Origin of the sequence: Thalassolituus alkanivorans (assembly GCF_020447205.1) — a bacterium.
In the GTDB taxonomy this organism is placed as follows: domain Bacteria; phylum Pseudomonadota; class Gammaproteobacteria; order Pseudomonadales; family Oceanobacteraceae; genus Venatoribacter; species Venatoribacter alkanivorans.
The window spans coordinates 76,087-102,450 of sequence record NZ_JAJAEL010000039.1 but is presented as its reverse complement, the minus strand read 5'-3'; the positions used below and the strand labels follow the sequence as shown (position 1 = coordinate 102,450).

Genomic DNA, 26,364 nt, shown 5'->3' with positions numbered 1-26,364 from the left:
GCCCGCACGAGAGGATTCGAACCTCTGACCTCTGCCTCCGGAGGGCACAGCCTTAACAGTCATTAAATCACATCTAATTGATTTTAAAAGGTTTTATTTTTATTTCTTACAAAAAGTATCTTCATACTTATGCATATTTACAAAACTTATGGTCACAAAAGTTGGCACCATAAAATGAGTTTTTTGACCACTACCCTCACCTGGCCTATGCACTTTCTATCAGTTCTCATCAATTTTATGTTCCCGATTATGAAATCCTCCCTGGGGGATAAGCTTGCCTTTATCCTCTAGGGAGGATATTCCAATCTTTATCCTTTATAGAGGATATTCCTGATGAAGATCACATCGCCACGTGGATTGGCAAATGCGCTCCAGTAAGCCCGTAAACAGCAGGCCATAGGTGAACTGGCGGGCATCAAGCAGAGCACAGCGTGCTGCTTTTGAAACCTCGCCTGAAGATGCCAAGATCGAAACACTGTTTAAGTTGCTGTCGGCGCTTAATCTGGAATTGGTTCTGGAACCCAGAAGGATCGCTGTTGGCTGATGAAATTGCCGCAGGAGGATTTTTGCCAGGCGCTTTGCGCATCGCCCGTCCTGAAATACGAGAATCATGGCGGCCCAGGAATAAAAGAAGGTATGGAGTTGTTACGCGGCTCCCAACAGGCAATTCATGACCGTGAAACCTTCTTTAAATTGCAGATAGTGTTCTGGATGCTGGCGGCTATTGATAGCCACGCCAAAAACTTCAGCCTCTTCATTGAACCGGAATCCGCTTTCCGCATGACGCCGATTTACGATGTGCTCTCTGCCTATCCGCTGATGCAGGCAAAGTCGCTGCGAGTAGGATACACCGATCTTTAAAACCGGTGATTTCACGCCGTTCACGGATCTTTCACTTTCAGATATCGGCCGGACATAGTCCGTGAAAGATGCGTGAAAGATGAATACCCATGCGGGTGAATTTTCGTTACTGATAATCAGAGATCGCAAGCAGATAAAAACGTGCGGTGAAAGTCTTTCACTGCTGTGAAAGGTCGTGAAAGAGCTCAAAACACTACGTATACGTCGCCCGGCTTGTAGCGGTTCAATAAATCCGGACACCCGCTAAAGGCGTTACGTCCGGATACTTAACGTTCAGAATGATTTCAGACCAGCGGATCAGTAAGCCGGTCTAACCATTGAGTGCCATGGATGGGATTCATATCCCAGGCAAAAGCTGCCCTGCTGGGTTGGTTTTCCACCAGATGTTTGATGATGTACTGACGGGTTGGCTCTGCTGATCCGTCAGCTATTTCAATCCCCAGAAGTTCAGCGGAAGCCATGTCCTCATCCCAGTCGCAACGTTCCATGTGCCCATCCTCGTAAAGACAGCTGAGGACTGAGGGGATTTTGGCGTAATTCTGCAGAATGTAGCCGATGTCTGCAGCGTCCTTCTTTCTTAGCTCGCGGTCCCGCTCCGTCCATGCGACCATTTTAAGAATGATCATGGCGACAGGATTTGCAACCTTAACCAGGCACTCAGGGGCCTGCGTGATCTTTACTTGCCATGCCTGGAGCAGTGCTTCCGGAAAGCCCAGTGTCGACATTTTAAACTCGCCATCCGGTGGCCAGCTGATGTCGTGATGCGCATCGACCACGTTGCCGAAAGGCAGAATGTCCAATTCCCAGGGCAAGCTGTCTGAATCGACGAAGCCCAGCCGATAGGCCAGCTTCTGATCCACGGAAAGCCCCTGGGCAGACAGTGCTTCTTTTAATGTATTGAATTCCTGCCATGAGGCCACCCGGATCGCAAAGTCCACATCCCGGGTTCCGCGCTCAATATGTGCGCCGAATCCATGGTGCATAACCAGGTCCCGTGCCATAGCTCCGACAATCAGGTAATCAATGCCCAGACCTTTGGCGCAGATATCAACCTTCCGATACATCTCGACCAGACCGCGTGGCAGCTTACCGGTCACATCAATCAAGGTATTCATTCATTACCCTTCTGGCTGCATCCACATTTCTGGGGTCGCTCGTTGACAACAAATCGCTGACGACTATCAGTTCAGGCGCAATATGCTTTGCGCTATCCACTTTCCAGAAGGGTCGGTAGATATCAATGATGAATTCTGGCTTTTCATCGGTTTTCAATTGCCGTAACCGACCGGCTTTCATAAGGGCAGGCAACTGAGCGTCTTCAGCGTAGAGGATGCCGTCTTTTGGGTTCAGGTATCCGGTGAGTTTGAGTGCAGCAATCTCGCCGCTGATCTGATAATCCACATCCGTCGGCAATGCCTGCCACCAATCTAGGTCCTGAGCCGTGAAGCGGCCGATATGAGCCTTATCCCGAATGCTATAGGGGTAGAGTTCTGTCCAACGGTTAGCCAGTTGGCTGGTGTTGATCAGCTCCTGCTGATTCCCGCTGCCCACCAGATACTCGTGGGCAGTCAGATCTTTGATGATGGCACTGACCGATCCCAACGATACTCCAGCCCGTTCAGCAATGGTCCGCATCGAAGCTCTTGCCAGCTCATGGTCGGCCAGCAACGCAAAAACAACTTTCAAACCAGCCGGCTGAAAAGCCTTTCCGGTTTTGATCTCGGCCGGCAGCTGTTTTCTGTTCGATGCAGCGGTCGCGCGCTTCTTTCCAATCACAACGATGTGCAGGCCGTGCTGATGAATAAAGGCATTGCCGGAAGCATCCAGATACTGGATACCCGCTTCCCTCAACTTCGTCGCCTGTGCAGGTGATATGTGATCCATAAAGACAACCCGATGCGCACCATCCCGGCTGAGTAGCTCACCAAACTCCGCTTTGTCAGCTTCCTGAACCAAAGAGAACAGCGGTATGGCTGGTGCTGTTCCGATACTGATACCCAAGCCGTTATTGGACAACGGACTGTTAAGCCCAACGATCTCTACCGGGAGCTGAACGGCTGTGGCCAGAGAATGGATACCATCGTTGAGTGAATCTGAGTGGGGCATTGCCAGCTCCAAATGTTCAATAAAAATGAACGTTCAATGATATTGAACATACTGCAGCACTGCTTAGGTTGCAAGCTGTATATATTCGAGGTGGGGTTCTACCCCACAAACAAAATCTTGCGGCCACCAAACGGGCGGAAGTAATGCACTCCTTCTAACAAAACAGAGTCCTTCAGCTGGTTGCGGATAGTGCGCGGGTCGTACTTGATGCGGGCGGCCAGTTCTTCTGTGGTTAAGTAGGTCTGTGACATAAAGGTCATCCTCTAGTAAAGTAATTCCAACTCATGGAAACCAAAATGATCTCCTGAAGATCATGCTAACCCACAAAAGATCTCCTGCAAGCCATTTTGTTCTGCAGGAGGTAAAAAGGTTCACTGAAGATGATTAAGTGCCATTTGTCTCGCATCATGGGCGAGAAAAAGTTGAAGATTGCTGATGTGGCTCGTGATACTGGTATCAATAGGGGTACTATTACTCGGTTGTATCAGGAAACGGCTGTGCGTGTAGAGTTCGATGTACTGGAAGTTCTGTGTAAATACCTTAACTGCGACATCGCCCAATTACTTGAGATCACAGAAGATCCGGCAGAAGGATTGAGCGAGTGAACGCTGTAGAAATTGAAATTGCGGTATCCAATCTGGCGCAGGAGCCGTTTGACCGGGAAAACTTCCCCTACGAGTTTCTGCGGGCTTTTGGTAACAAAGACACCACCATTAAAAAGCTGAAATCCGGTGAAACCAATAAATCGGATGTTGGCGGTGTACTGCAACGCAATAACATTCATTTGCTGGTCACTGAGTTGGGCGGTGTAACCGTTTCGCTTGATGCATTGCGTAACAGCCCGGCGACTGAAAAGAACAAAGTTAAATATATTCTCGCAACCGATGGTGAAACGTTTGAAGCCGAAGAGCTCAACAGCGGCGAAACGCTGGCCTGCGCTTACAATAAGTTTCCCGATCATTTTGGTTTCTTTTTAACGCTGGCGGGTATCAGCACCGTTAAGCAGATTCGCGACAGCTCGTTTGATATCCGCGCCACCAGTCGGTTAAACCGCTTATATATCGAATTATTAAAAGACAACCCGGATTGGAGCCGGGCCGATCAACGCCACGAAATGAACCATTTTATGGCGCGGCTGATCTTCTGCTTCTTTGCAGAAGATACCGACATCTTCCACGGCACCGATCTGTTCACCGCCACCATTGAACAGATGAGCGCCCGCGACAGTTCTAATACCCACGAAGTCATCAGCGAAATGTTCCGGGCGATGAACACCAAGATCGCCGACCGGGAAAGCTCAGGCCTACGCCCCTGGGCTAACCAATTTCCCTATGTGAACGGTGGCCTGTTTTCGGGCAGTACCGATGTGCCCCGTTTCAGCAAAATCGCCCGCTCCTACCTGCTGCACATTGGCAACCTCGACTGGACTCAGATCAACCCGGATATCTTTGGCTCCATGATTCAGGCCGTCGCCGACGACGAAGAACGTGGCGAACTGGGCATGCACTACACCAGCGTTCCCAATATCCTGAAAGTGCTGAATCCGCTGTTTTTGGATGACCTGCGTAGCAAACTCGAAGACGCCGGTAGCAATCCGCGCAAACTGCTGAACCTGCGCAAACGCATGGCGCGTATCCGCGTGTTTGATCCGGCCTGCGGTTCGGGCAATTTTCTTGTGATTGCCTACAAGCAAATGCGCGAGATTGAACACAGCATTAACGAACGCCGCGGCGAAGCCGGGCGTAAAAGCGATATTCCGCTGAATAACTTTCGTGGTATCGAACTGCGGGATTTTTCTGCCGAAATTGCCCGCCTTGCGCTGATCATTGCCGAATACCAATGCGATGTAGGCTATCGCGGGCAAAAAGAAGCGTTGGTGGAATTTTTACCTCTGAATAACCAGAACTGGATCACCAGCGGCAACGCCCTGCAACTTGACTGGGAACTGGCCTGCCCGGCAGAGGGCACAAGCGTAAAGCTGCTCGCCGATGACCTGTTCGACACCCCACTGGACCAAAGCGAAATCGACTTCGACAACGAAGGTGGAGAAGTCTATATCTGCGGCAACCCACCGTATCTGGGCAGCAAATGGCAATCGAAAGAACAGAAAGCCGACCTAGAAACAATTTTTGCCAAACGGGTAAAAAGCTGGAAGTCGCTGGACTACGTGGCCGGTTGGTTTATGAAAGCCGCCGACTATTGTTCGCGCCATACTGCCAGCGCGGCTTTTGTATCCACCAACTCCATTTGTCAGGGGCAGCAAGTCCCGATTTTATGGCCTGAAATCTTTGCAACCGGCTGCCAGATTGAATTTGCTCATACCTCCTTTAAGTGGGCCAACCTCGCTGCGAATAACGCGGGGGTAACGGTGGCCATTATTGGCATCTCAAACGAGCCTAAAACATCGCGTCGATTATTCTCAATCGCGGAAGATGGGGAAACTATTGAGAAGCAGTGTGAAAATATTAATGCTTATTTGGTTTCTTCCAGTGATGTATCTATTACACCTGAAAGTCGGTCACTTTTTCAGTTAGGGAAAATGCAATTTGGTAATCATCCTTATTATGGTAGTGGGTTAATCTTCTCATATGAAGAGGGAAGGGAGTTATCCTGCAGGTCAAATCAGATTAGTTCTTATATCCGACCTCTGTTTGGTGGGAAGGAGTTTATATCTGGTTCACCAAGAGCGTGCTTGTGGATTTCGGATGATGAAGCAAGCAAGGCGTGTAAAATAATTGAGATTGCTGAAAAAGTTGAATGCGTAAGGCTTGCTAGAAAAGCGGCTAAAAATGATCAGGCAGCCCAGAAGCTAGCGGAAACACCCTGGCGTTTTCGAGATCAAACTACAGCTTGTGAACATATTTTGCTAATGCCGAGGGTAAGCTCTGAAAATAGAGACTACTTGCCTGTAGGTATCGTTTCGAAAGAGGCTATAGTTCAGGATCAAGTACTTGCGCTCTTCGACGCACCTCTCTGGAATATGGCCTTAATCGCTTCCCGAATTCATTTGGTCTGGATCGGTACGGTGTGCGGAAAAATGAAAACAGATTTCCGTTACTCCAATACGATGGGCTGGAACACCTTCCCCGTACCAACGCTGACCGAAAAAAACAAAGAAGACCTGACCCGCTGCGCCGAAGATATTCTGCTCGCCCGTGAGCGGCATTTTCCGGCGACCATCGCCGACCTCTACAAACCTGAAGCTATGCCTGCTGACTTGCGCGCCGCCCATGATCGCAACGACGAAGTGCTCGAGCGTATCTACATAGGCCGCCGCTTCCGCAACGACACCGAACGGCTGGAAAAGCTGTTTGAGATGTACAGCAAGATGACGTCTAAAAAATAAGGAAGTGAACCATGACTGAGAAGTGGGAAAACCAAGCCGTTTTTTCTGAGTTTGACATTGGCTTGAATGATCAGAGCGTTTCACTTTACTCTGGAAATGCCGTGCTATGGGTGGGAGGTTCTAAATTTGATGTTAGTTGTGAATGCTACCTTAAATTAATACCCGAGCCTATCATACAGATAAGTGTTACTAAAGGCATTGGGTATAGACCGATAGAGTTTAATGATGAATTGCGGATGTCTTTTGAAGAAAACCTAGATTTTGAGTTGCTACCTATCCGCCATTGGTATGATTCTGTTTCTGGAGAGAAGAATATCATTGGGGTTTTACGAAATGAACCATCTCTGGTATCAGCAGTTCAACCCAATGCAGATAGAGTGGAATTTCATTTATTCGACTTTGTTAAATTTTGCCGATCTGGCTGTATGTCTATAAGTGACATGGGCAGCCTGAGTCGTATGAAACTTAAATCTGAAAACTATGAGATAACCCTAAACTCGCTCGATAATACTGAAGAAAATATAAAAGCGACAAAGGAAGATGGCGTTGTACGGCTAACCCATATGGGAGTTCTCTGTAAAAATGATGGATCAAATCTTACGTTTGATGAATACATGTCTTTGCAGCTTGAGCTATCTTCTTTTCTCACGTTTCTCAAGGGCGGTCGTACTTGGCCTTGCCTGATTACCGGTTATTCTGGAGGCACATCTGCATTTCGTGCATTATCTGCACCGATTGCCAGCAAAAATGGTCAGTCATGGTTTGATCCATATAGTGCTAGTGATGCGGAGAATTTATATCCACTTTTCAGTTCGCTATGGGCTAAGTCAGTTGAATGGAAATCATGCTTGACAGGTGTCATATATTGGTATGCGCAGAGTAATACCAGGGGCGGAAATCCAGGTATCGATGCTTGTATTATTCTGGCACAGACAGCGGTTGAGAAGTTAGCCTACCAATATCTTGTTGTTGATAGGAATATAATTTCTCCTAATGGATTTGATAAGCTTATGGCTTCCGATAAAATCCGGATGATAGGTTCTTGTTTGGGTATTCCCCTGCATATTCAACCTGTTACCGAGAATATTTATCGCGAGTCAACCGTTACTAAATGGTGTGATATTCCGCATGCATTAACAGATATTCGTAACTCTCTTGTTCATCCTAAAAATAAGAAATATCAGGACTCCATTCAAGAATGTTATTTAGAGGCTCTGAGACTTTTTATGTGGTTACTTGATCTAAGCGTGTTGGCTGTATGTGGATATATGGGGCAATACAAAAATCGATTAGAGGTTCCGTATTGCCCTAGAACCCCTGTGCCTTGGGTTGCTAAGGAGTACTAAAGCGGTGACTACTCTACCGATTATCCCAATCAGCGAATCCCTCACGGTCGAATTTAAAAGCGACCGCAAGCGCCTGTCAGATGATGAACTGGTACAGGCTTTGGTGTGCTTAGCCAATACCGAGGGCGGTGAGTTGTGGCTGGGAGTCGAGGATGACGCCACGCCAACGGGCCTGCATCCAGCCCATGCGAACTTAACTGGATTACCTGGGTTAATCGCAGCGCGTACGTCACCTGCGCTGCAGGTGACAGTTGAGTCGTTTGATGTGAGTGGTGTGACAGTTGCCCGTATTCTGGTGCCTAAGGCAACACACTCTGAGGTGGCCACTACCTCAGGCCAGTACCTGCATCGCCGCATTAAACAGGATGGCACGCCTGAATGTGTCGCTATGCTGCCGCATGAGCGCACCAGTCGATCTTCAAGCATCGGTATTTTTGATGCTTCAGCTCAGGTTGTGGCAGGGGCAACCGTTGCCGATTTTGACCCGATTGAACGCGAGCGTCTGCGCCAGGCGGTGCAGTATTACGGTGGCGATCGGGTATTGCTCGAATTGGATGATGATCAATTAGATGCCGCGCTTGGGTTTACTGCCCGGTCGGCCTCCGGTGAGCGCCTGCCAACTCTGACCGGCTTATTGGTCATTGGTCGTGAAGCGGCGATTCGGGATTTTGTGCCAACCCATGAGCTGGCGTTTCAGGTGCTTGAGCAGGAAGACGTTCGGTTTAACGAGTTCCGGCGGTTTCCTTTATTGAAAGCACTTGAGTGGTTAGAGACTAACTTCCGCCCTTATAACCCTGAGCGTGAAATCCAGGTGGGCCTGTTCCGAGTACCTGTACCTATGGTGGACTTGGGTGCATTCCGCGAAGCTGTAGCGAATGCATTGGTGCATCGTGATTATCATCGCCTTGGGGCTGTGCATGTGCGCTTAAACGATAGCAGCCTGACGATCAGTAACCCCGGTGGGCTGGTGGATGGCGTCACTATCGGGAATCTTCTGAGTACTGAGCCACGTCCGCGCAACCCCAGACTGGCCGATGTCATGAAACGTATTGGTGTGGTTGAGCGCTCGGGTCGTGGGGTCGACAAGATCTATCGGGGCATGCTGCGCTTTGGTCGCCCGCAACCTGACTACAGCCGGACGGATTACAGTAACGTGATACTGCGTCTGGAAACGGTGGAGGCTGATGAAGTCTTTCTGCGTTTAGTGATAGAGCAAGAAAGCCAGCGAGGCAGCCTACCGGTAGATAGCCTGATCGTGCTGTCTGCGCTGCAAGGCCTGAAGCGTATGAACGCGGAAGAGCTGGCAGAGCTTGTTCAGCAGGATGTCGCGGTTGCCAAACGCACCGTCGAGTCACTGGTTGAAGCGGGACTGGTCGAGGCGCATGGAAAGACCCGGGGACGAACCTATACCTTATCAGCGGCCATCTATCAGGCGAAAGGAGATAAGGTTGGATACACCCGTCAGGCAGGTTTCACACGGCTTCAGAATGAGCAGATGATTCTGAGTCATGTTCAACATCATGGTCAGATTCAACGCTCAGAGGTAATGGAGCTATGTCACCTGAACAAAGATCAGGCTAACCGCCTTCTGAAGTCCCTACGTGAGGATGGAAGGCTTGAAATGCATGGCACAACCCGTGCAGCCTATTACACCGCAGGTAGTAGAGATACATGATTGGTTAGCGCGGTATTGCGCGGTATTGCGCGGTATTGCGCGGTATTGCGCGGTATTGCGCGGTATTGCGCGGTTGAGAGTGGTTTCGCTCAGTCAACGTGACCGCTCAGATACAAACACACATTGCGGGCACGAGGCCCGGTTTATCAGCCAAGGTAACTTTTAAGAATTCAGGCGAAACGTATGAATAAACATGTTCCTTCTGTGTCGGTGTCTTACGCACAGAGCGGTAAGACGAATAAATCCAACGAGCTGGGTATGCGCCCGATGCAGGAGCGCGCCTATGAGTACCGGGGCGAGCAGTATCTGCTGATCAAGTCGCCACCGGCGTCGGGCAAGAGTCGCGCGCTGATGTTTATCGCGCTGGATAAACTGCATAACCAGCGGTTGCGTAAGGCGATTATTACCGTGCCGGAGAAGTCTATTGGCTCCAGCTTTGCCGATGAACCACTGACGAAGTTCGGCTTCTGGGCAGACTGGCATGTCGAGCCTAAATGGAACTTGTGTAACAGCCCCGGCGAAGGCAGTAAAGCCGATTCGGTAGGCAGTTTTCTGGCCGGAGACGATCAGATATTGGTGTGTCCCCACGCGACCTTCCGTAATGCGGTTGAGAAATTTGGCATTGAAGCCTTTGATGACTGCCTGATTGCAGTGGATGAGTTTCATCATGTATCGGCCAATCCGGAAAATCGCCTGGGTTCACAATTAGCCGAACTGATGGCCCGTGATAAGGTGCATATTGTCGCTATGACTGGCTCGTATTTCCGCGGCGATGCCGAAGCCGTACTCGCCCCCGAAGACGAAGCTCGCTTTGAATCGGTTACGTACACTTACTACGAACAGCTCAATGGTTATGAGCACCTGAAGACGCTGGATATTGGTTACTTTTTTTATGCAGGACCTTACGCGGATGACTTACTGAAAGTGCTCGACCCGGATGAGAAAACTATTATTCATATTCCGAGCGTTAATTCCCGCGAGAGCACCAAAGATAAAATCCGCGAAGTGGAACATATCATTGAAGAGCTGGGGGAATGGCAAGGCACGGACGATAAAACTGGTTTTCAGTTGGTAAAAACAAAGTCGGGCCGCATCTTAAAAATCGCCGATCTGGTTGATGATGCTCCGGGACAACAGGCAAGAATACAGGCGAGTCTGCGAGCCCCTGCTATGAAGCAGGACCGTGACTATGTCGATATTATTATCGCGCTGGGCATGGCGAAAGAAGGCTTTGACTGGATATGGTGTGAACACGCCCTCACTGTGGGTTATCGCTCCAGCCTGACTGAGGTAGTACAGATTATTGGCCGTGCCACCCGAGATGCTCCGGGCAAAACCAAGGCTCGATTTACCAATCTGATTGCCGAACCAGATGCCAGTGAAGAGGCGGTGACCGAGGCGATTAATGATACGTTAAAAGCGATTTCGGCGAGCCTGTTGATGGAGCAGGTGTTGGCTCCACGCTTTGAGTTCCGCCCTAAGAACCCTACCAACGAACCAGCGCCCGGATTCGATTACGGAGATGGCGGTTATGATCCTGAGAAAACTAACGTCGGCTTCAATCACGATACTGGTCAGTTCCAGATAGAGATTAACGGTCTTGCGATGCCAAAAAGTGACGAGGCAACACGTATTTGCCGCGAAGATCTGAACGAGGTGATTGCGACCTTTGTACAGGATAAGCCGACCATCGAGCGCGGCCTGTTTGACGACGAAGCTGTACCGCAAGAGCTGACTCAGGTTCGTATGAGCAAGATCATCAAAGAGCGCTATCCAGAACTTGATGATGAAGATCAGGAGGCTGTACGCCAACATGCGATTACCGCGTTAAACCTGATTCAGCAGGGTAAACAGGTTGCGCTGGATATCGCCGGGCAGGACGACGTGCTGATTGACCCGGTAGCACCTGGAGAGCCGTCTCCGAATACGGCGCTGATTCAGGGTATTCGTAAGTTTTCGATGGACGTGCGTGAGCTGGATATTGACCTGATCGATAGTATCAACCCATTCAGCGAGGCGTATTCGATTCTGTCGATCGCCATGAATGAAGACACGTTAAAGCAGGTCGCAGCGGCGATTGCGGCAAAGAAGACCCGCCTGACCCCAGAAGAAGCGAAAGAGTTGGCTGTGCGGGCAATAAAATTCAAGAAGGAGCGCGGACGGTTGCCGTCTATCAGTGCGCAGGATGCCTGGGAAAGAACAATGGCCGAAGGCGCAGCTGCCTTCGTACGATTTAAAGATGAGGGTCGCTACGATGGATCTTGATGATCTGCGTGCAGAGCTTGATGAGTATGCAAAACCAGAGAAAAAACAAACGCTGTCAGCGAAAGAGCAGCGTATTGTTGCTGGCTTTGAGGATATTCAACGCTTTTACGATGAGCACAACCGTATTCCGCAACATGGTGAAGGTGGCGATATTTTTGAGCGTTTATATGCCACGCGTTTAGATCGTTTGCGTGCATTACCAGAATGCGCGGAGTTATTAGCGCCTCTGGATCACCAGGGGATACTGAACGGAACTGCTGAATCGACTTCGTTGGATGCTACGACCAGCGTAAGAGAAGAACCACCGGGTTATGGTAATGATGAATCTTCTGACCCCAGCGATGATGAGCTGCTGGCTGAGCTGGGTGAGATTGCTGGTGGTCCATTAACCGAGCTTAAGCATGTGCGCAGTGCGGCGCAAAAGCGCGAAGTTGACGAAGTTGCAACGCGTGAAGCCTGTGAAGATTTTGACAATTTTCAGCCGATTTTTGAACGGGTGGAGCGCGAGATTAAAAATGGATTACGCGTGGCCCGGCGATTTAAAGAAGATGCCAGCATTGAGCAAAGCAATCTGTTTATTCTGGGTGGTCAGATGGCGTATGTCGCAAAAGTCGGCGAGACCATTAAAGCACCAAACGGAGACAATGATGCCCGCTTACGCGTGATTTACTCCAATGGCACTGAGAGCAATATTCTGCGTCGGTCGCTACAGCGTGCGTTGTATAAAGACGATACTGGCCGCCGTGTGACCGAGCCTGATGCAGGCCCTTTGTTCAGCGACCAGTGGGAAGATAAAGACGTTGAAAGCGGAACGATTTATGTGTTGCGCAGTCAGTCAGATCATCCGACTGTTGCCAGCCATCGTGACCTGATTCATAAGATAGGTGTTACCGGTAGTAAGGTAGAAGTCCGTATCGCCAATGCCGAAAACGATGCGACTTACCTGCTGGCTAAGGTTGATGTTGTTGCGACTTATAAACTCGTTGGTATTAACCGCACTAAACTCGAAAATCTGCTGCACCGAATATTTGCACCGGCCCAGTTAGATCTGGTTATTCCTGATCGTTTTGGCAAGCCAGTTAAGCCTCGGGAGTGGTTTTTAGTTCCGTTAACGGTGATTGACGAAGCGGTTGAACGAATCAGATCCGGTCGGATAGATGGCGTGGTGTACGATCCAGAGAAGGCCGAACTGCGGGATCTGAGTTAACCAGCATAGGCAAAGGAGGCCAGATGCAGGACAACTCTGCACGACAACTCGCCAGGAAATATATCAGCGCGCGTCATAACCATGCAGCCTGGCGGTTGCTTGCTTCGCCGCGCGCGCCACTGATTGCCGGATGCTTGTCCATTCTTTTTGCTGGGGCCCAGGATGGTGTCGCGGAAGAAGATGCCTTGCAGGCCCTGTCAGATATGCTGGCGTCCTTTGCTACTCAGGATGAGTTTAATATCGATGCGGAAGATGTGTTGCAGCAGGCCGGTCGTGAGCTGCGGGAATGGATCAAACGCGGACTGGTTATTGAGCGTGGGCAGCGTATTTATGAGACCGATGCAATGCGCAGTGCGATGCATTTTATTGAGTCTCTCGATAACCGCATCATGACTTCTACCGCCTCCCGCTTGTCGGTTGTTCAGCAGCAGATTGAGCAGCTTGAAACTGGTATGAACCCCGACCCTGCCAGTCGTGTCGCGTCGATTAAGCGCAAAATCCGTCAACTTGAATTTGAATTGGCCGATGCCGAGGCAGGTAATATTCCCGTTTTCTCGGAAGCTCAGGCTATTGAAGCAATACGGGAAGTATTTGCACTTGCAACAGGTTTAAGTGCTGATTTTCGCCGGGTTGAAGATTCCTGGCGAGAGGCTGATATGCAGTTGCGACAAAAAGTGGTGGCTGAAGGCACACACCGAGGAGACATATTGGACCGGCTTCTTGATAGTCAGGAAGCTCTTCTTAACACATCCGAAGGGCAAGTCTTTGACGCATTTCTGCGCCAGCTGCGTGAAACGATCCGACTTGAAGAAATGAATCATCGCCTGCGTACGATACTTGCACACCCCGCTGCGCGTAAGGCTCTCAGCAGGAGCCAGATAACGGACCTGAAATGGCTACGTCTTAAACTGACTCAGGAAAGCCGCACTGTTATCGCAGCGAGATCACGCAGCGAGCAGGATGTCCGTAGTTTTATTAAAACCGGATTGGCCAGTGAACATCACCGCGTCGGTATTTTATTGGCAGAGGTTTTTAAAGCTGCACAGGCCATGGATTGGAATAAACAAAAAGTCAGGCGGCAGGTGTCTGCGTTACCCGCGCTTGGATTTACCGCCGGAAACCTTCCGGTGATAGAACGCCTGCGCTATCGGGCAGCACCACGCGGTGATGACCCGGCACTGGATTTCTCGCCAGCCGAAGTTGGCCTTGAAGGTATTGATGACGAGTTCTGGACAGCATTGGATGGCTTGGACCGTGAGGCGTTAATTGTCAGTACGCTTGAGCGTATCCGGGCTGCAGGTAAGCCTGTGACTTTTTCAGAATTACTTGATCTGCTACCGCCAGCTCATGACCTTGAGACGCTTGCCTTGTGGATAAGCATGGCCAGAGAGGCAGACATTAAAATTCTTGCTGAAGATACGGAGCGTTTTGAGCTAACTGATGAAGAAGGCCGGCACTGGGAGTATAAGGTGCCCAGAGTCTTGATGGACGAGCAATCGTTAGCTGGAGTGGATTGGGATCTCTGATGAAAAGCATATTTGATGAACTGACCGCGGCAGATCATGAAACGTCTGAAGAGGCTGTCGATCATGTGGCCACTCAAACGCCAGACATAGACCCGGATCGTACTGCTTCGTCGCTGCGCGATGCTGCTAAGCAGTTGCTGGCGGCGGGCTTGATTGAGGCAGCAACTGCTGGTCGTTTATACCAGCAGTTGCTGACTTCGATTGCGGATGTTAACCAGATTCTGGAGCCATTGGATCTGTGCGCCCGAGCCGATGATGTGCGTGGTCTGGTGTATCTTGCCGTGCGTAAAGAACAGGATGATGGCGGAGATGAATGGTCTCATCCATTGGTTCGTCGTCAGCGTCTGACGCTGGAGCAATCTTTGCTGGTGGCGATTTTGCGCCAATATTTTATCAGCTACGAACAGGATAGCGGTATTGGCCGGGGCGAAGCACGGGTAACGCTGGATGAGCTGATGGCCCAGTTGCAGGTGTACCTTGGTGATCCAGGCAGTGAAAGCAAAGAGCGCAAGCGCCTTGGTAATCTTCTTGATCAGTTAAAAGGTCATGGTCTTGTAGGCATTCCGGATGCGCATGGTCGGGTAGAGATTCGGCCTATGATTGCGCACGTTGCCAATCCTGAAAATCTAAAATCATTACTGGCTGACTTTATTTCCATGAGCAAAGAGGGCCAGACTGCTGACGAGATAGATACCGACACAGATAGCGGAGAGCACAGATGAGCACACAGGAAGTCATGCCCGGATTTGAAGTGACCTATCGCCTGTCGAAGCTTGAACTGTACAACTGGGGTGGATTTCCTGGCTCGCAGGAGGTTGAATTTGACCCGCTGGGCACAGCTATTGTGGGGCCGACGGGCAGCGGTAAAACCACACTGATTGATGCTTTGATGACGCTGCTGACAGTCAACCCTAAATACAACCTTGCTTCAACGGGCGGGCACGAAAGCGATCGTGATCTTGTTTCTTATGTGAGAGGTGTGTCCGGGGCTGGTAATGGCTCGGTGTCTCAGGAACACGTTTTACGTCAGGGGAAGGTAATTTCTGGCCTGTGTGCGACTCTGGATAATGGTGCAAAAACCGTAAAACTTGGTGCGGTGTTTTCAATAGATGATACGAGTTTTTCGGCACAGGATCTGAAAAAGTACTGGATATTTTCTCAATCAGAATCTGTTAATGAGAAGGCTCCTGAATCAGATAGCTTGATAACCCTTCGTCAGTGGCTTGAAATCTATGATCAGGGCGGCAGCAAAGCGTTAACGCGAGAAGGCAAAATAAGTTCAAGCCTTACCGTTTTTACCGCTAAGAAAAATTATCTTGCCAGAGTGCGGGATTACTTTGAGGTTGGCCAGAATGCATTTGACCTGCTGAATCGTGCTGCAGGGCTAAAACAACTCAACAGCATTGATGAGATATTCAGAACATTGGTGCTGGATGATGAATCACAGTTTAGGCAGGCTGCCGAAGTTGCCAACAGCTTTGATGATCTGAAAATTATTTACGAGGAACTGGAGCTTGCCCGGCGTCAGATTGCTTCTCTTGAACCCGTAAAAAAATACTGGCACCAGTATGAGCAAGCCAATAGTAACCGTAATGATATGCGACATTTACTCGCCGTATTTCCCGTATGGTTTGCTGAAGGTATGCATAAACGCTGGAAAGAAGAAGCAGGTCGTTTGAAGCGTCTTTCTTCAGAGTGTGCGGCCAGAAAAGCAGAGTTGGATGAAATATACCAGTTAAAATCAGCAGAAAAAGACGAACTTCATGCTCGTTATTTACGTTCTGGTGGTAATGATCTTCAGACCATTGAAGAACATATTAGGCTGCTTGAAAAAGACCTTTATGGCTGTCGGGGGCGTGCGGATGTATATCTGAAAAAAGTGCAGGCTCTGGCTTTGAACGAGGACCTGACCCGAGTAGCCTTTGAGCGCAATCAGGCACGTCTGGATGACATTGTCGCGAAACTTGATCAGGATCTTACTCAGGCAGAGCATAATCATTTTACCTCTGGCTCCGAGTTAAAGGGGGTAGAGAAACAGTACGTTGAGCTAAAAGAAGAGATACAAGAAGCGGAGAATGCACCGGGTTCCAATATTCCAGGGCAGTTCCTGCGATTCCGGTCTGCGCTCGCCGAAGGTTTGGACTTGCCGGAGTCGGAGTTACCCTTCGTTGCCGAGATGATTCAGGTAAAACCGGATGCAGCAGACTGGCATGGTGCTATCGAACGGGCCATTGGTAGTCACCGCTTACGTATCATGGTGCCTGAAAGCAATATTAGGTTTGCTTTGCGCTGGGTGAATCAACGCAACAACCAGTTGCATGTCCGGTTGTATGAGGTGAAAGCTGCCTCCGGTCAGTCTGCCTTTTACGAAGATGGTTTTACCCGGAAACTAGACTACAAAGTACACCCGTACAGAGAGGCCGTAAAAGAGCTTCTTGCGGGTATCGACCGGCATTGTGTATCAACCGCTGAGGAATTACAGCACACGCCTCATGCCCTGACCCGGGAAGGGATGATGTCGGGTAAGGCGCGTTTCTTTGAAAAACAGGACCAGAGACGTCTGACAGATGACTGGATGACTGGATTCGATAATACGATTCGTCTTATGCAGTTAAAAAGACGTTCAGAAACTCTGGCAGACCAGCTTGCAGAACTTCAGGCGGTAGAAAGAAAAAAGCGTTCAGATAAAGAAGAATGCCAAAGACAGTTGGCATTTGCACAAACGCTTAAAGACGTCACCTTCGACAGCATTAATTTTGAATTATTAGAAACGCAGATCAGATTGCAGAAGGAGCGTCTGGAGCATCTGATATCACCAGGCTCGGATGTCGCACAGATGAAGGTGCAGTATGACAGGGTTAAGCAGGAATGTGCCGATATCGAACAGCAGCGAAATACACTGATATCCGAACAAGGGTGGACTGATAATCAACTTAGTACGGTTGAGGCGGAGGTATCAAGGTTATTTATGCTGGCCGAGTCTGGACTGAAAAATGATGATCGTGAAGTTATCGATCGTTATTTTAAGACGATTGCGAAAGTAGGTAATGATCTTATTGCTACGGCTGAACTGCATAATATGAAGTCTTTGGAAGAGACAAGTCTTCTTGATGTGCGTCAGCGTCAGGAAAAGCTGGACAGGCAGGTTGAGGATCTTTCGAAACAATTAGTCAGGGCGATGGAAGTTGCCAAACGCGAGGACCGGGGCGCCTTGGTCGAGGCTGGCTCTGATGTAGAAGATGTCTCTGCTTATCTTGAACGTCTGCATACATTGACTGAAGAAGCCTTGCCGGAAAAACAGAAGCGTTTCCGCGAGTACCTGAATCGTTCATCCGACGATAGTGTCACTACCTTACTTGAAGGCCTGGAAGGGGGCGTGGCAAAAATCCGCGACAAACTGGAAGATGTTAACTACACCTTGCGGCAAGTTGACTTTCAGCCGGGGCATTATTTGCAGCTTATTGCCAATGATGTTGTTCACGAAAGTATCAGAACCTTTTCCCGCCAGATGAGAGAGTTACGTGCAGCTCAGCTGGCTGCTGATGATGGTGAAAGTCATTATCAAACATTGCAGGTCGTGGTAGCTTCATTGCGTAATCATTATGAGAAGAGCCACACTGCCGCAGCAAAGGCGTTACTGGACCCTCGCTTCAGGTTGGAATTTAAAGTGAATGTTATTTCCCGCAGTAGCGGTAAAATTCTGCATACCTTAAGTGGCTCTCAGGGCGGTAGTGGCGGCGAAAAGGAAATTATTGCTTCCTATGTTCTCACCGCGTCACTCTCTTATGCGCTTTGTCCTGATGGCAGCAGCAAGCCGCTGTTTGGCACCATTGTTCTTGATGAGGCTTTTTCCCGTAGCTCGCATGCGGTAGCCGGAAGAATTATCAGTGCATTAACTGAGTTTGGTCTGAGCGCGTTGTTTGTGACACCAAATAAAGAAATGCGTTTGCTAAGAAGTCATACCCGCTCGGCGATTGTTGTGCACCGTAAGGGGAACCATTCAAGTTTAACGACATTAACCTGGAAAGAACTGGAACAGGCTGCTAATCAGCGCCGGGCAGAAGGAGAGCGCCGGGATGTTATCTCCTGAAACTCTGATTGTGAAACTTTCGAAACAGTGGCATCAAGCGGATATTAGGGAGGCTCGCTTGCTGTCGTCTTCTGGCTGGCCTATTGAGCTTAACATTGGTAAGCCGACCGCTCAGATGGCGGTAAAGAATACGGCGAAAGTAAGGCACCATATCGAGCGCTGGAGAAGCATTCAAGTCGGCGAAGTAATCAGTACTGAAGTTAAATACCGTGATTTTTCTGAGCCTGTTGTTGTTCCTGTGTTCTGGCGGTTAAGGCAGCCCAGTGAATGGATATCTGCGATTAATGACCCGGAAATTACCGCTGAATTTCAAAAGCTAAGTCATATTATATCGGCCGCTGATCCAGAGTATCACCGAATCCTGATCCGTCAGCGTGCCCTGTGGCTAAACAAAACAGCCAAAGAAGTGACTGCTGTTTTGCAGTTGGTTGATAAATTGAGTCCTGGAATGGCTTCAGGTCGCCCTTTGCGGTTGTTGTCCGGGCTGGGGGTCGATACAAAGTTCTTTGAACGACATTTTACCCTGATTGAGAAGCTTCTTGATGTTCGTTACACCGGAGCTGTAGCAGAAGTTGGGTTGCAGGCATTTCTTGGAGCCCCTCCGGAAAAAGACCATTGGCTTTTGGTTAAACCTCTTTCTTCAGGAATCCTTCCTTTCAAGCGTATCCGGCTAACTTCGAAGGAGTTGGAGACCTTGGATCTTCCAGCGCATCGAATTCTTCTGGTCGAAAATGAACAGTGTGAGCATTTGTTGCCTGATATTCATGACTGCATTGCGATACTGGGAGCGGGCTTGGATTTGGGATGGCTAGCTGGAGACGCCTGGCAAAGTAAAAAACTTCTGTACTGGGGAGACATTGATACCTGGGGGCTTTTGATGCTCTCACGCGCTCGGGAAGCTCAGCCAGGGCTGCGCAGCATTTTGATGAATCCTGCTGTTTATGACAGCAATAAAGACCATGCGGTATCAGAACCAGTGAAAGCTCAGGATAGTAGTCCTCCGAACCTGACTACTGAGGAGAAGGTCTTGTATGAGCGACTTGTGAATTCCGATAAGGGGCGCCTGGAACAAGAGTTTATTTCAGAAGACCTGATTAAGGATGCTCTTAGTGGCTTATAAAATAGTAGGGCAACAGTCATAGTCGCAAGGCCGTTTAACTGCCACGAGTCAGTGTGGGCACAAAATAGCCACATTTTGGACACAAGCAGGATTTTGTTAGTAACTACTATTGCCAGAACGGCCTAAGGAATGGCCCGCCCGAGAGGATTCGAACCTCTGACCTCTGCCTCCGGAGGGCAGCGCTCTATCCAGCTGAGCTACGGGCGGTTTACGTATGAGCAACTTGAGGCTCAGGTCGTAAGTGCCCGCATTGTATACGTTTTTTTCGGGCGGCTCCATAGGTGGAGCTGGTGCGGCAAAACAAGCGGCAGAGCGGCGGTTGTCAGCGCTCTGCCGCGGTCATTACAGCGCCTTCATTACAGCACCGGGTTACCGCAGTCGGCCGGGATGGTAAGGGTCTTGCCATCCAGCTGAATACGGCAGTCGCTGCTTACGTTGTCTGCAGCCTGCATGGCTGGCAGGTTGGCTGTGGTCAGCAGGTCGGCAGCATCAGCCCGTGGTGTGGTGGCAACCACCTGATTACCGGGCAGCGGACCGCCGTTACGCAGGTGGGCATACATCTGGTCGAGTGCCTGGCCAAAGTAATAATGCAGGCCGACGTAGCGGGTTTTATAACCCGGAAACAGGCCATTCAGCAGGTCGAGGTGGTGGGCATTGAGCACTTCGACATAGCGCAGGTCGTTATTGGCTTTGCTGCCCTGACTCTGGTTAATGGCGAAGTACGGCCGTGATGAATGATTCAGCGGAATAATGGCATCGGCACGCCCATGCACAATGACCGTCGGTACGTTCAGCTTACGCGGGTCAGCGCTTACTTCGGCGATACCAGCCGCTACACGCTGGGCTTTGGTCTGATCAGTAGCGTTAGCTCCTGAAGCCAGGTCGCGCAGGCACAGGTGTCCGGCGAGGTTCTGGTCGGTGCTGGCGGCGCGATCTTCGCTGCCGGTTTTATTGTCGATCAGCACGATACCGCCGGTTGGTGGAATACCGTTGCCTGAGGCAAACAGGTCGGCCAGCTGGGTGGTGGTGGCGGAAGTCGGCGCCAGGGGCCCAAATGCCATTGAGAAGTCGCACAGATTATCGCTTACACCAAAGCGGCCATAAGCATTGGCGTAGGTAACGGCAATGGATTGCGGCACTTTGATGGTGCTGTTGGCGTGCTGGGTAAAATCCTGTTCCGGCACCAGGCCGTAATCGCGCAGCTGCTGCTGTGCATCGGCTGCCAGTTCGGCATCGTTGGCACCGCTGATCAGACCGGCGCTCTGCAGCGCATGGCAACGGGCAGCGCTGCCACTGCCCACGGCGGCAGCATCGGCACCCACACTGGCGCAGGGCTGCAGCACACTGAGCAGGCTGGTGTAGTCGTACAGGCTGCGGCCAAGCTGATTCCACTGATAACTGCCCTGCTGCACACTGTAACCGGTAGCCAACGCCTGAGCTGGCTGTACATTAGGTTCCGATACCACCACAGCATCAATCAGGCCGCTGCTGTCGAGTTCTGCGGCACGCAGTGAAGCGCCACCACCGTTGGATACACTGGCGGCAATCACCAGCGTGTTGTTGCGGCGCAACACCTGCAGGTTTTTACCGGCATCATTTTCACGGCCGAAATTCTCCGGCAGATTCAGCACATACATCGCGGCTTTAGCCGCCTGCAGCACAAACAATCCCCAGTCTTTTTCCGGGTTGGCACCAGAGTGCGCGTGTTTATAAGCCACACGGGCAGGATAAGTGGCACTGAAATCATCCAGCCCGGCATCGCTGGCGGTAAAGTGCGAGGCCGTACCAGCTGCCGTTGCGCTGGCCAGAGTACCGTCGGCCAGTATCACGGTATCGGAATCCAGATCGTGTGCGCCGTTACCGGTGCCTTTATCGGTCAGCGCTACCGCGCAGCCGTTATTCAGACCCCATTCGGCCGAGGTGCCGATGGCTCCGTATACCCCGCGCGAACCGGATGAAGCGCCCACCACCAGACAGGCATTATGCGGATCAAAGCTGGCAGGAATCTGCACGGCAACGGTCACGTTACGCTGCACACCGCCGCCACTGTCGGTGAGGAAAACGTATTCTTTACCGGCGATTTTTCCGCCGTGGGCCTGCACTTCTCCCCGGTAAATATTAGGGCCGTACAATCGCCCGAAGCCGCCTTCGGTGGTCGTATCAAGCAGCGCGCGGTAATTGCTGTAAATGGCTTTACGGCGCAGCTCTGCGGCCGTCGGATGTTGCGCGTCGGCATAGGCCGGTGCAGCACCCTGTAAACCACTGACGCCAAGGCCGGCAGTCAGCAGATCATCACTGACGCCATCGTATTCCACCGCCGTCAGTGTGCCCTGAATAAAATCCGGGCGGATATTAAATGGGGTGTTATTGTCATCGCCGCCACAGGAGGCCAGCAGAACAGCACCGGTGAGGGTCAGCAGGTGAATGGGGTATCGGGCAAACATAGGCAATCTCCGTTGTGTTTATTGTTTTCCGGATACCCGCCGGGACAGCACCTCCGCCGGGTATAAACGGTACGGCGAAATCAGAGGCGCAAACCGCCATCAACCTCGACAATGCGGCCACTGATATATTCATTTTCCAGCAGGTATTGCAGCGTGTGGGCAATATCATCAGCCTCGCCCATGCGCTGCAGCGGAATCTGACGGGTCATTTTTTCCAGCGCTTCCGGTTTCATATGCGCGGTCATATCGGTGGCAATAAAACCCGGTGCAATAGCGCAGACACGCACGTTGTAACGGGCCAGTTCTTTCGCCCATACCACCGTCATCGACGCCAGTCCGGCCTTGGCCGCCGAGTAATTCGATTGCCCCATATTGCCGGCCATGGAAATACTGCAGATATTAACGATGCAGCCGCCCCGCTTCTGGCCAACCATCTGTGTGGCCGCCGCACGGGTGCAGAGAAAAGGCGCGGTCAGATTAACGTCAATAACCGTCTGCCACTGGCTGAGACTAAGGCGTTCCGTTACTTCGCCATCACGTACTTTCAGCAGCAGACCATCGCGCAATACGCCGGCGTTGTTCACCAGTGCATCCAGCTGACCAAAGTCGCGCACGATAGCGGCAAAGGTATTTTCCACCTGTTGTTCGTCCGCCACATTGCACGGATACGCCGCACAAAAATCCGTGCTGTAACCATGTTCCTGCGCGGCTGCCGCACAATGGGTAAGCGCTTCGTTAAGCTTGTCGGCATTTACGTCCAGCAATGCGACACGGGCACCGCGGGCAACAAGACGGCAGGCCATCGCCAGACCGAGTCCCTGGGCGCCGCCGGTAATAGCAACCACTGCATTGGCAATATTCATGAGCTCTCCTTTATCGGTAATAATTAACTGCGTACTGCTGGCCGCAGCTGCAGACGCATAGGCTGCGAACGGAAAATCGCTGCGGGCATCGGTCGCAGGTCATCAGCAATTAATGGGGTAAATGGCAGAAAACGCAGCACATCGCGTTCGAGATCAACGCCCGGTGCCAGCTCACATAATTCCAGCCGCGCTGTACCATCGGTTGCACGCTGCAGGCGGAATACACAGCGCTCGGTGATATACAGCACACGCTGATTACGGCTCAGTGCATAAGCACCGTTAAAGGTCAGGTGTTGTACCTGGCTGACAAACTTGCCCAGCCCTTCACTGCGCTGGCAATCAACCTCGCCATGATGAATCTGCGGTTGCACACCGCCGGCAAAAAAACTACCGAGGAAAAACACTTCGCGGGTGTTCTGGCTGATATTAATAAAGCCGCCGGCACCCGCCAGGCGTGAGCCAAAACGACTGACATTTACGTTGCCGCAGGCATCGGCTTCGGCCAGACCAAGAAACGCCTGATCCAGACCTCCGCCATCATAAAAATCAAACTGCGCCGGCTGATCAACCACCGCCTCAGCATTGGCGACCGCACCAAAACTTAAACCGCCGGCGGGCAGGCCACCGATACCACCGGGCTCAATGGTGAGCGTCAGCTGGTTTAAAACCTTTTCTTCGCTGGCTACCCGCACCACACTTTCCGGCATACCAATGCCCAGATTCACCACTGCCTGATCACGTAATTCCAGTGCCGCGCGACGGGCAATAATTTTGCGGATACTGAGTTCATCGCTGGGCAGATGATCCGACACACGCACGTCACCGCTGTAGGCCGGATTATAAAATTCAGCAAAGGTCTGAAAATGCTGATCGCCACTGGCGAGCACAATGTGATCGACCAGAATACCGGGAATAACCACCTGCGACGGATGCAGCCGGTGCTGCGATGTCAGACGCTCAACCTGCACAATCACTTTGCCACCGCTGTTACGTACGGCCTGTGCCAGCGCCAGACTTTCCAATGGCAGCGCTTCTTTTTCCATGGTGATATTGCCGCGCGCATCGGCAGTGGTGCCGCGTAAAAATGCAACAGTGATAGGAAAGCTTTTATAAAACAGAAATTCTTCTTCACCGATGCAGTGCAGCTGCACCAGAGATTCCGGACTATTGGCATTAATACGTCCGCCATCATGACGCGGATCGACAAAGGTATGCAGACCAACCCGGCTCAGCAGGCCAGGTTTTCCGGCAGCGATATCACGGTATAAATGCGAAATAATGCCCTGTGGTAAATTGTAAGCCTCTATTTTTCCTTCCACCGCCAGTTTTCCCAGCGCCGGAACCAGCCCCCAGTGACCACCAATAACCCGCCGGACCAATCCTTCGTGGGCAAAATGGTTCAGCCCTTTTTCTTTACCATCCCCCTGTCCTGCGGCATAGACCAGCGTCAGCAACTGAGGGGAGTGCTCCTGCAAAAAACGTTTTTCCAGAGCGATGGCAAGTTTCTCCGGAAAACCGATACCCACAAAACCGGAGGTCGCCAGCGTATCGCCATCCTGCACAAGAGCAGCCGCTTCAGTGGCACTGATAAGTTTCGGAAAATCCTGATAGGACACAATAAAGACTCCGGAAAACTGAAAAATGGCAGAAAAATAACGCTCTGCAACATCACTGAATTCTAGTTTCCGGCAATACTGATAAATACCGTACTTTGGTACGACCAGCGAAAATAAATGAAAAATAAAATCATAAAAAAGCCGGACATATTACTGCCCGGCCTTTTTTATTATGAAAAATTAATTACAACGGCCAGCCTGATACACACCAGTGCTGCCTGATTTAACCCAGGTGTACACGCCGGATACCGCTCCCAGAGAATCATTCCCGCCAGTGCTGTAATACCCCATGCTGTAATACGCACGCCCGGCCTGCTGGTGTGCAAGGTTGGTGCTGTACCAGTCATTGCAGGTATCGGGTTGCGGATCGGGGTCAGACGTACCATTACAGGCTGCCGGTTTTTGGGCATACCAAAGCCCCGCTTCACCTTCGGTCAGGGTAACACTGCCCCAGCTGTCGTAAGCGTAACCAATATCCTGCTGGTCACCATTACTGACAGCCCGCAAGCTGAAACTTCCGCCTGCAACCGCACGTCCGGCACTGATATGCGCAGCCGGACTGGCGCTTATTTCGCTGCAGGTTTCCAGAGGTGCATCAGGGTCAATCACTGTAATAATGCGGCGTACCGATTTACTGCCCGCGTTGTTTTCTGCACTGTAATCGCAGTGGTATTCGCCAACAACGGCGGTATTTACATTACAGGTGGCAGTAACCGTTAATGTACCACTGGCATCACTGCAGCCGGCACCGGCATCACTGAATACGGCTCCCAAATTCAGTTGTTGTGGATTATCGCCATAAATAACACATACCGGCTTACCTGTAGTGCCACCGCCATTACCTGTCTGGCGGTTAAAGAAATCCCAGATAATATCCGGATAGCTGGGGCCAACCCGTACCGACCACTTACCATTATTCCCGTCTTCACCACCAACCCAGTAATGGCCATGATCGGTATCCTGAGTGTTGGGCGTAGCCGCCGGGCCATTCAGAAAAACCGTTTCAACTACCGATGCACTGCCGCTGCTGCCATCCAGTGTGTAGGTATTGTGTACACAGCCATAATTATTCTGGTAATACGGCGAACAGTCCTGGCTATCTGCCAAGGCTGCCGTCGGATTAGTAAAACCGCTGGCACCAAATACCTGCAGGTGGGCATCGCGGATATTACGCCCGGCCTGTGCCAGTACGGTGCAGTCATTTTCATTTTGCAGCACCATCAGAGGAATAATCCGGTTACTGTCTATTTCGTTGCGCATATCCTCAGCCACCCGTGCAACCGAGTGAAAAGTGGCATAACCCGGACACTGGCCACTGAGCGATACCGAAGCAGAATCTTCACCATAAGGCAGACCGGCAACCGTTGCTGCGGCAGTCCAGTATTCGTTATGTGCCGTTGCTGCGACAACGGTCATGGCACCACCGGAAGAAAGACCGGTAATAAAACGGCGCTGCGGATCAATGCTGTAATCCGCTTCAACACTTTCTGCAATACGTTTTAAATCTTCTACTTCACCACCACCCTGATGGCGTTCGTTATCGAACCAGAAACCCCAGCAGTTTTCATTACGCAGGCCGTCGTAACGGGTAATAAAAGGAGTAACCAGAATAAAACCATAACGGTCGGCAGCTTCCGTCAGCCCCCAGTCGTTCAGTACATCATTCTGATTCTGTTTGCAGCCATGCAATGCCATTACCATCGGCGCAGCACTGCTCAGGCCATCCGGCTGATACACACTGTACTGACGATTTTTGGAACCACTGTAGCTTTCAGCGGAAAAGGTATAATCGGTTCTGGTTCCGGCTTCAGCCAGCATACTGCCTCCCAGTAACAGGGCGGCGGTATAAAACCAGGTTATTTTTTTAATCATGATTCTGCTCCATCGTTATATTTATTG

At 50.8% G+C, this 26,364-nt stretch carries 18 protein-coding genes and 1 tRNA gene; 11 read left to right on the top strand and 8 right to left on the bottom strand.

Annotation, left to right across the window (positions count from 1 at the left end; all coding sequences use genetic code 11):
- Positions 1 to 507: 507 nt before the first annotated feature.
- Entirely contained in the window at positions 508 to 861 is a 354-nt protein-coding gene (locus tag LGT44_RS15800; protein WP_408033936.1) for a HipA domain-containing protein, read from the top strand.
- Positions 862 to 1,145: 284 nt separating this feature from the next.
- Here the strand turns inward: LGT44_RS15800 and LGT44_RS15795 are convergent, their stop codons facing one another.
- From LGT44_RS15795 to LGT44_RS15785, 3 genes are all read right to left on the bottom strand, one after another.
- Complete coding sequence (locus LGT44_RS15795) at positions 1,146 to 1,976, bottom strand: nucleotidyl transferase AbiEii/AbiGii toxin family protein (RefSeq protein WP_230330390.1); 831 nt, start codon at positions 1,974 to 1,976, stop codon at positions 1,146 to 1,148.
- Positions 1,960 to 2,967 carry a type IV toxin-antitoxin system AbiEi family antitoxin gene (locus LGT44_RS15790; RefSeq protein WP_230330389.1) on the bottom strand — a complete coding sequence of 336 codons (1,008 nt, stop codon included), beginning with the start codon at positions 2,965 to 2,967 and terminating at the stop codon, positions 1,960 to 1,962. Before LGT44_RS15790 ends, LGT44_RS15795 begins: the two co-directional genes overlap by 17 nt.
- Positions 2,968 to 3,065: 98 nt before the next feature.
- Complete coding sequence (locus LGT44_RS15785; RefSeq protein WP_230330388.1) at positions 3,066 to 3,218, bottom strand: hypothetical protein; 153 nt, start codon at positions 3,216 to 3,218, stop codon at positions 3,066 to 3,068.
- A 129-nt stretch (positions 3,219 to 3,347) separates the two neighbouring features.
- Here LGT44_RS15785 and LGT44_RS15780 point away from each other — a divergent pair, with 129 nt between their 5' ends.
- The 10 genes from LGT44_RS15780 (at position 3,348) to LGT44_RS15735 (ending at position 19,542) form a co-directional block, all read left to right on the top strand.
- Positions 3,348 to 3,572 carry a helix-turn-helix domain-containing protein gene (locus tag LGT44_RS15780; RefSeq protein WP_230330387.1) on the top strand — a complete coding sequence of 75 codons (225 nt, stop codon included), beginning with the start codon at positions 3,348 to 3,350 and terminating at the stop codon, positions 3,570 to 3,572.
- Positions 3,569 to 6,313 carry a class I SAM-dependent DNA methyltransferase gene (locus tag LGT44_RS15775; protein ID WP_230330386.1) on the top strand — a complete coding sequence of 915 codons (2,745 nt, stop codon included), beginning with the start codon at positions 3,569 to 3,571 and terminating at the stop codon, positions 6,311 to 6,313. Before LGT44_RS15780 ends, LGT44_RS15775 begins: the two co-directional genes overlap by 4 nt.
- An 11-nt stretch (positions 6,314 to 6,324) precedes the next feature.
- On the top strand, positions 6,325 to 7,659 hold the full coding sequence (locus LGT44_RS15770; protein ID WP_230330385.1) for a hypothetical protein: 1,335 nt from the start codon (positions 6,325 to 6,327) through the stop codon (positions 7,657 to 7,659).
- 4 nt (positions 7,660 to 7,663) lie between these two features.
- Positions 7,664 to 9,334: an ATP-binding protein gene (locus LGT44_RS15765; RefSeq protein ID WP_230330384.1), complete on the top strand. Its 1,671-nt coding sequence runs from the start codon at positions 7,664 to 7,666 to the stop codon at positions 9,332 to 9,334.
- 183 nt (positions 9,335 to 9,517) lie between these two features.
- A complete protein-coding gene (locus LGT44_RS15760) occupies positions 9,518 to 11,599 on the top strand; it encodes a DEAD/DEAH box helicase (protein ID WP_230330383.1) in 2,082 nt (693 codons plus the stop codon).
- Entirely contained in the window at positions 11,589 to 12,806 is a 1,218-nt protein-coding gene (locus tag LGT44_RS15755; protein WP_230330382.1) for a GIY-YIG nuclease family protein, read from the top strand. Before LGT44_RS15760 ends, LGT44_RS15755 begins: the two co-directional genes overlap by 11 nt.
- A 23-nt stretch (positions 12,807 to 12,829) precedes the next feature.
- Positions 12,830 to 14,332, top strand: coding sequence for a DUF3375 domain-containing protein (locus LGT44_RS15750; RefSeq protein WP_230330381.1), 1,503 nt, complete (start codon positions 12,830 to 12,832; stop codon positions 14,330 to 14,332).
- The gene (locus LGT44_RS15745) at positions 14,332 to 15,054 is read left to right on the top strand and encodes a DUF4194 domain-containing protein (RefSeq protein ID WP_230330380.1); all 723 of its coding nucleotides are present in this window, start codon (positions 14,332 to 14,334) and stop codon (positions 15,052 to 15,054) included. Before LGT44_RS15750 ends, LGT44_RS15745 begins: the two co-directional genes overlap by 1 nt.
- A complete protein-coding gene (locus tag LGT44_RS15740) occupies positions 15,051 to 18,422 on the top strand; it encodes an ATP-binding protein (RefSeq protein WP_230330379.1) in 3,372 nt (1,123 codons plus the stop codon). Before LGT44_RS15745 ends, LGT44_RS15740 begins: the two co-directional genes overlap by 4 nt.
- Positions 18,409 to 19,542 carry a DUF3322 domain-containing protein gene (locus LGT44_RS15735; RefSeq protein WP_230330378.1) on the top strand — a complete coding sequence of 378 codons (1,134 nt, stop codon included), beginning with the start codon at positions 18,409 to 18,411 and terminating at the stop codon, positions 19,540 to 19,542. Before LGT44_RS15740 ends, LGT44_RS15735 begins: the two co-directional genes overlap by 14 nt.
- A gap of 130 nt (positions 19,543 to 19,672) precedes the next feature.
- Here LGT44_RS15735 and LGT44_RS15730 read toward each other — a convergent pair.
- The 5 genes from LGT44_RS15730 to LGT44_RS15710 form a co-directional block, all read right to left on the bottom strand.
- Positions 19,673 to 19,749, bottom strand: a tRNA-Arg gene (locus LGT44_RS15730).
- A 149-nt stretch (positions 19,750 to 19,898) separates the two neighbouring features.
- Positions 19,899 to 21,986, bottom strand: a complete 2,088-nt coding sequence (locus LGT44_RS15725) for a D-(-)-3-hydroxybutyrate oligomer hydrolase (RefSeq protein WP_230330377.1) — start codon at positions 21,984 to 21,986, stop codon at positions 19,899 to 19,901.
- A gap of 80 nt (positions 21,987 to 22,066) precedes the next feature.
- On the bottom strand, positions 22,067 to 22,849 hold the full coding sequence (locus LGT44_RS15720) for an SDR family oxidoreductase (RefSeq protein ID WP_230330376.1): 783 nt from the start codon (positions 22,847 to 22,849) through the stop codon (positions 22,067 to 22,069).
- 23 nt (positions 22,850 to 22,872) lie between these two features.
- Entirely contained in the window at positions 22,873 to 24,465 is a 1,593-nt protein-coding gene (locus LGT44_RS15715; protein WP_230330375.1) for an acyl CoA:acetate/3-ketoacid CoA transferase, read from the bottom strand.
- Between the two features lie 180 nt (positions 24,466 to 24,645).
- Positions 24,646 to 26,337: an extracellular catalytic domain type 1 short-chain-length polyhydroxyalkanoate depolymerase gene (locus LGT44_RS15710; RefSeq protein WP_230330374.1), complete on the bottom strand. Its 1,692-nt coding sequence runs from the start codon at positions 26,335 to 26,337 to the stop codon at positions 24,646 to 24,648.
- Between the last annotated feature and the right edge of the window lie 27 nt (positions 26,338 to 26,364).

Excerpts from the sequence above, each read along its gene's own strand:
- LGT44_RS15740 (WP_230330379.1), top strand. The coding sequence starts at position 15,051 with ATGAGCACACAGGAAGTCATGCCCGGATTTGAAGTGACCTATCGCCTG.
- LGT44_RS15795 (WP_230330390.1), bottom strand. The coding sequence starts at position 1,976 with ATGAATACCTTGATTGATGTGACCGGTAAGCTGCCACGCGGTCTGGTC.
- LGT44_RS15790 (WP_230330389.1), bottom strand. The coding sequence starts at position 2,967 with ATGCCCCACTCAGATTCACTCAACGATGGTATCCATTCTCTGGCCACA.
- LGT44_RS15725 (WP_230330377.1), bottom strand. The coding sequence starts at position 21,986 with ATGTTTGCCCGATACCCCATTCACCTGCTGACCCTCACCGGTGCTGTT.
- LGT44_RS15755 (WP_230330382.1), top strand. The coding sequence starts at position 11,589 with ATGGATCTTGATGATCTGCGTGCAGAGCTTGATGAGTATGCAAAACCA.
- LGT44_RS15780 (WP_230330387.1), top strand. The coding sequence starts at position 3,348 with ATGATTAAGTGCCATTTGTCTCGCATCATGGGCGAGAAAAAGTTGAAG.
- LGT44_RS15785 (WP_230330388.1), bottom strand. The coding sequence starts at position 3,218 with ATGTCACAGACCTACTTAACCACAGAAGAACTGGCCGCCCGCATCAAG.
- LGT44_RS15760 (WP_230330383.1), top strand. The coding sequence starts at position 9,518 with ATGAATAAACATGTTCCTTCTGTGTCGGTGTCTTACGCACAGAGCGGT.
- LGT44_RS15750 (WP_230330381.1), top strand. The coding sequence starts at position 12,830 with ATGCAGGACAACTCTGCACGACAACTCGCCAGGAAATATATCAGCGCG.
- LGT44_RS15770 (WP_230330385.1), top strand. The coding sequence starts at position 6,325 with ATGACTGAGAAGTGGGAAAACCAAGCCGTTTTTTCTGAGTTTGACATT.
- LGT44_RS15735 (WP_230330378.1), top strand. The coding sequence starts at position 18,409 with ATGTTATCTCCTGAAACTCTGATTGTGAAACTTTCGAAACAGTGGCAT.
- LGT44_RS15745 (WP_230330380.1), top strand. The coding sequence starts at position 14,332 with ATGAAAAGCATATTTGATGAACTGACCGCGGCAGATCATGAAACGTCT.
- LGT44_RS15710 (WP_230330374.1), bottom strand. The coding sequence starts at position 26,337 with ATGATTAAAAAAATAACCTGGTTTTATACCGCCGCCCTGTTACTGGGA.
- LGT44_RS15720 (WP_230330376.1), bottom strand. The coding sequence starts at position 22,849 with ATGAATATTGCCAATGCAGTGGTTGCTATTACCGGCGGCGCCCAGGGA.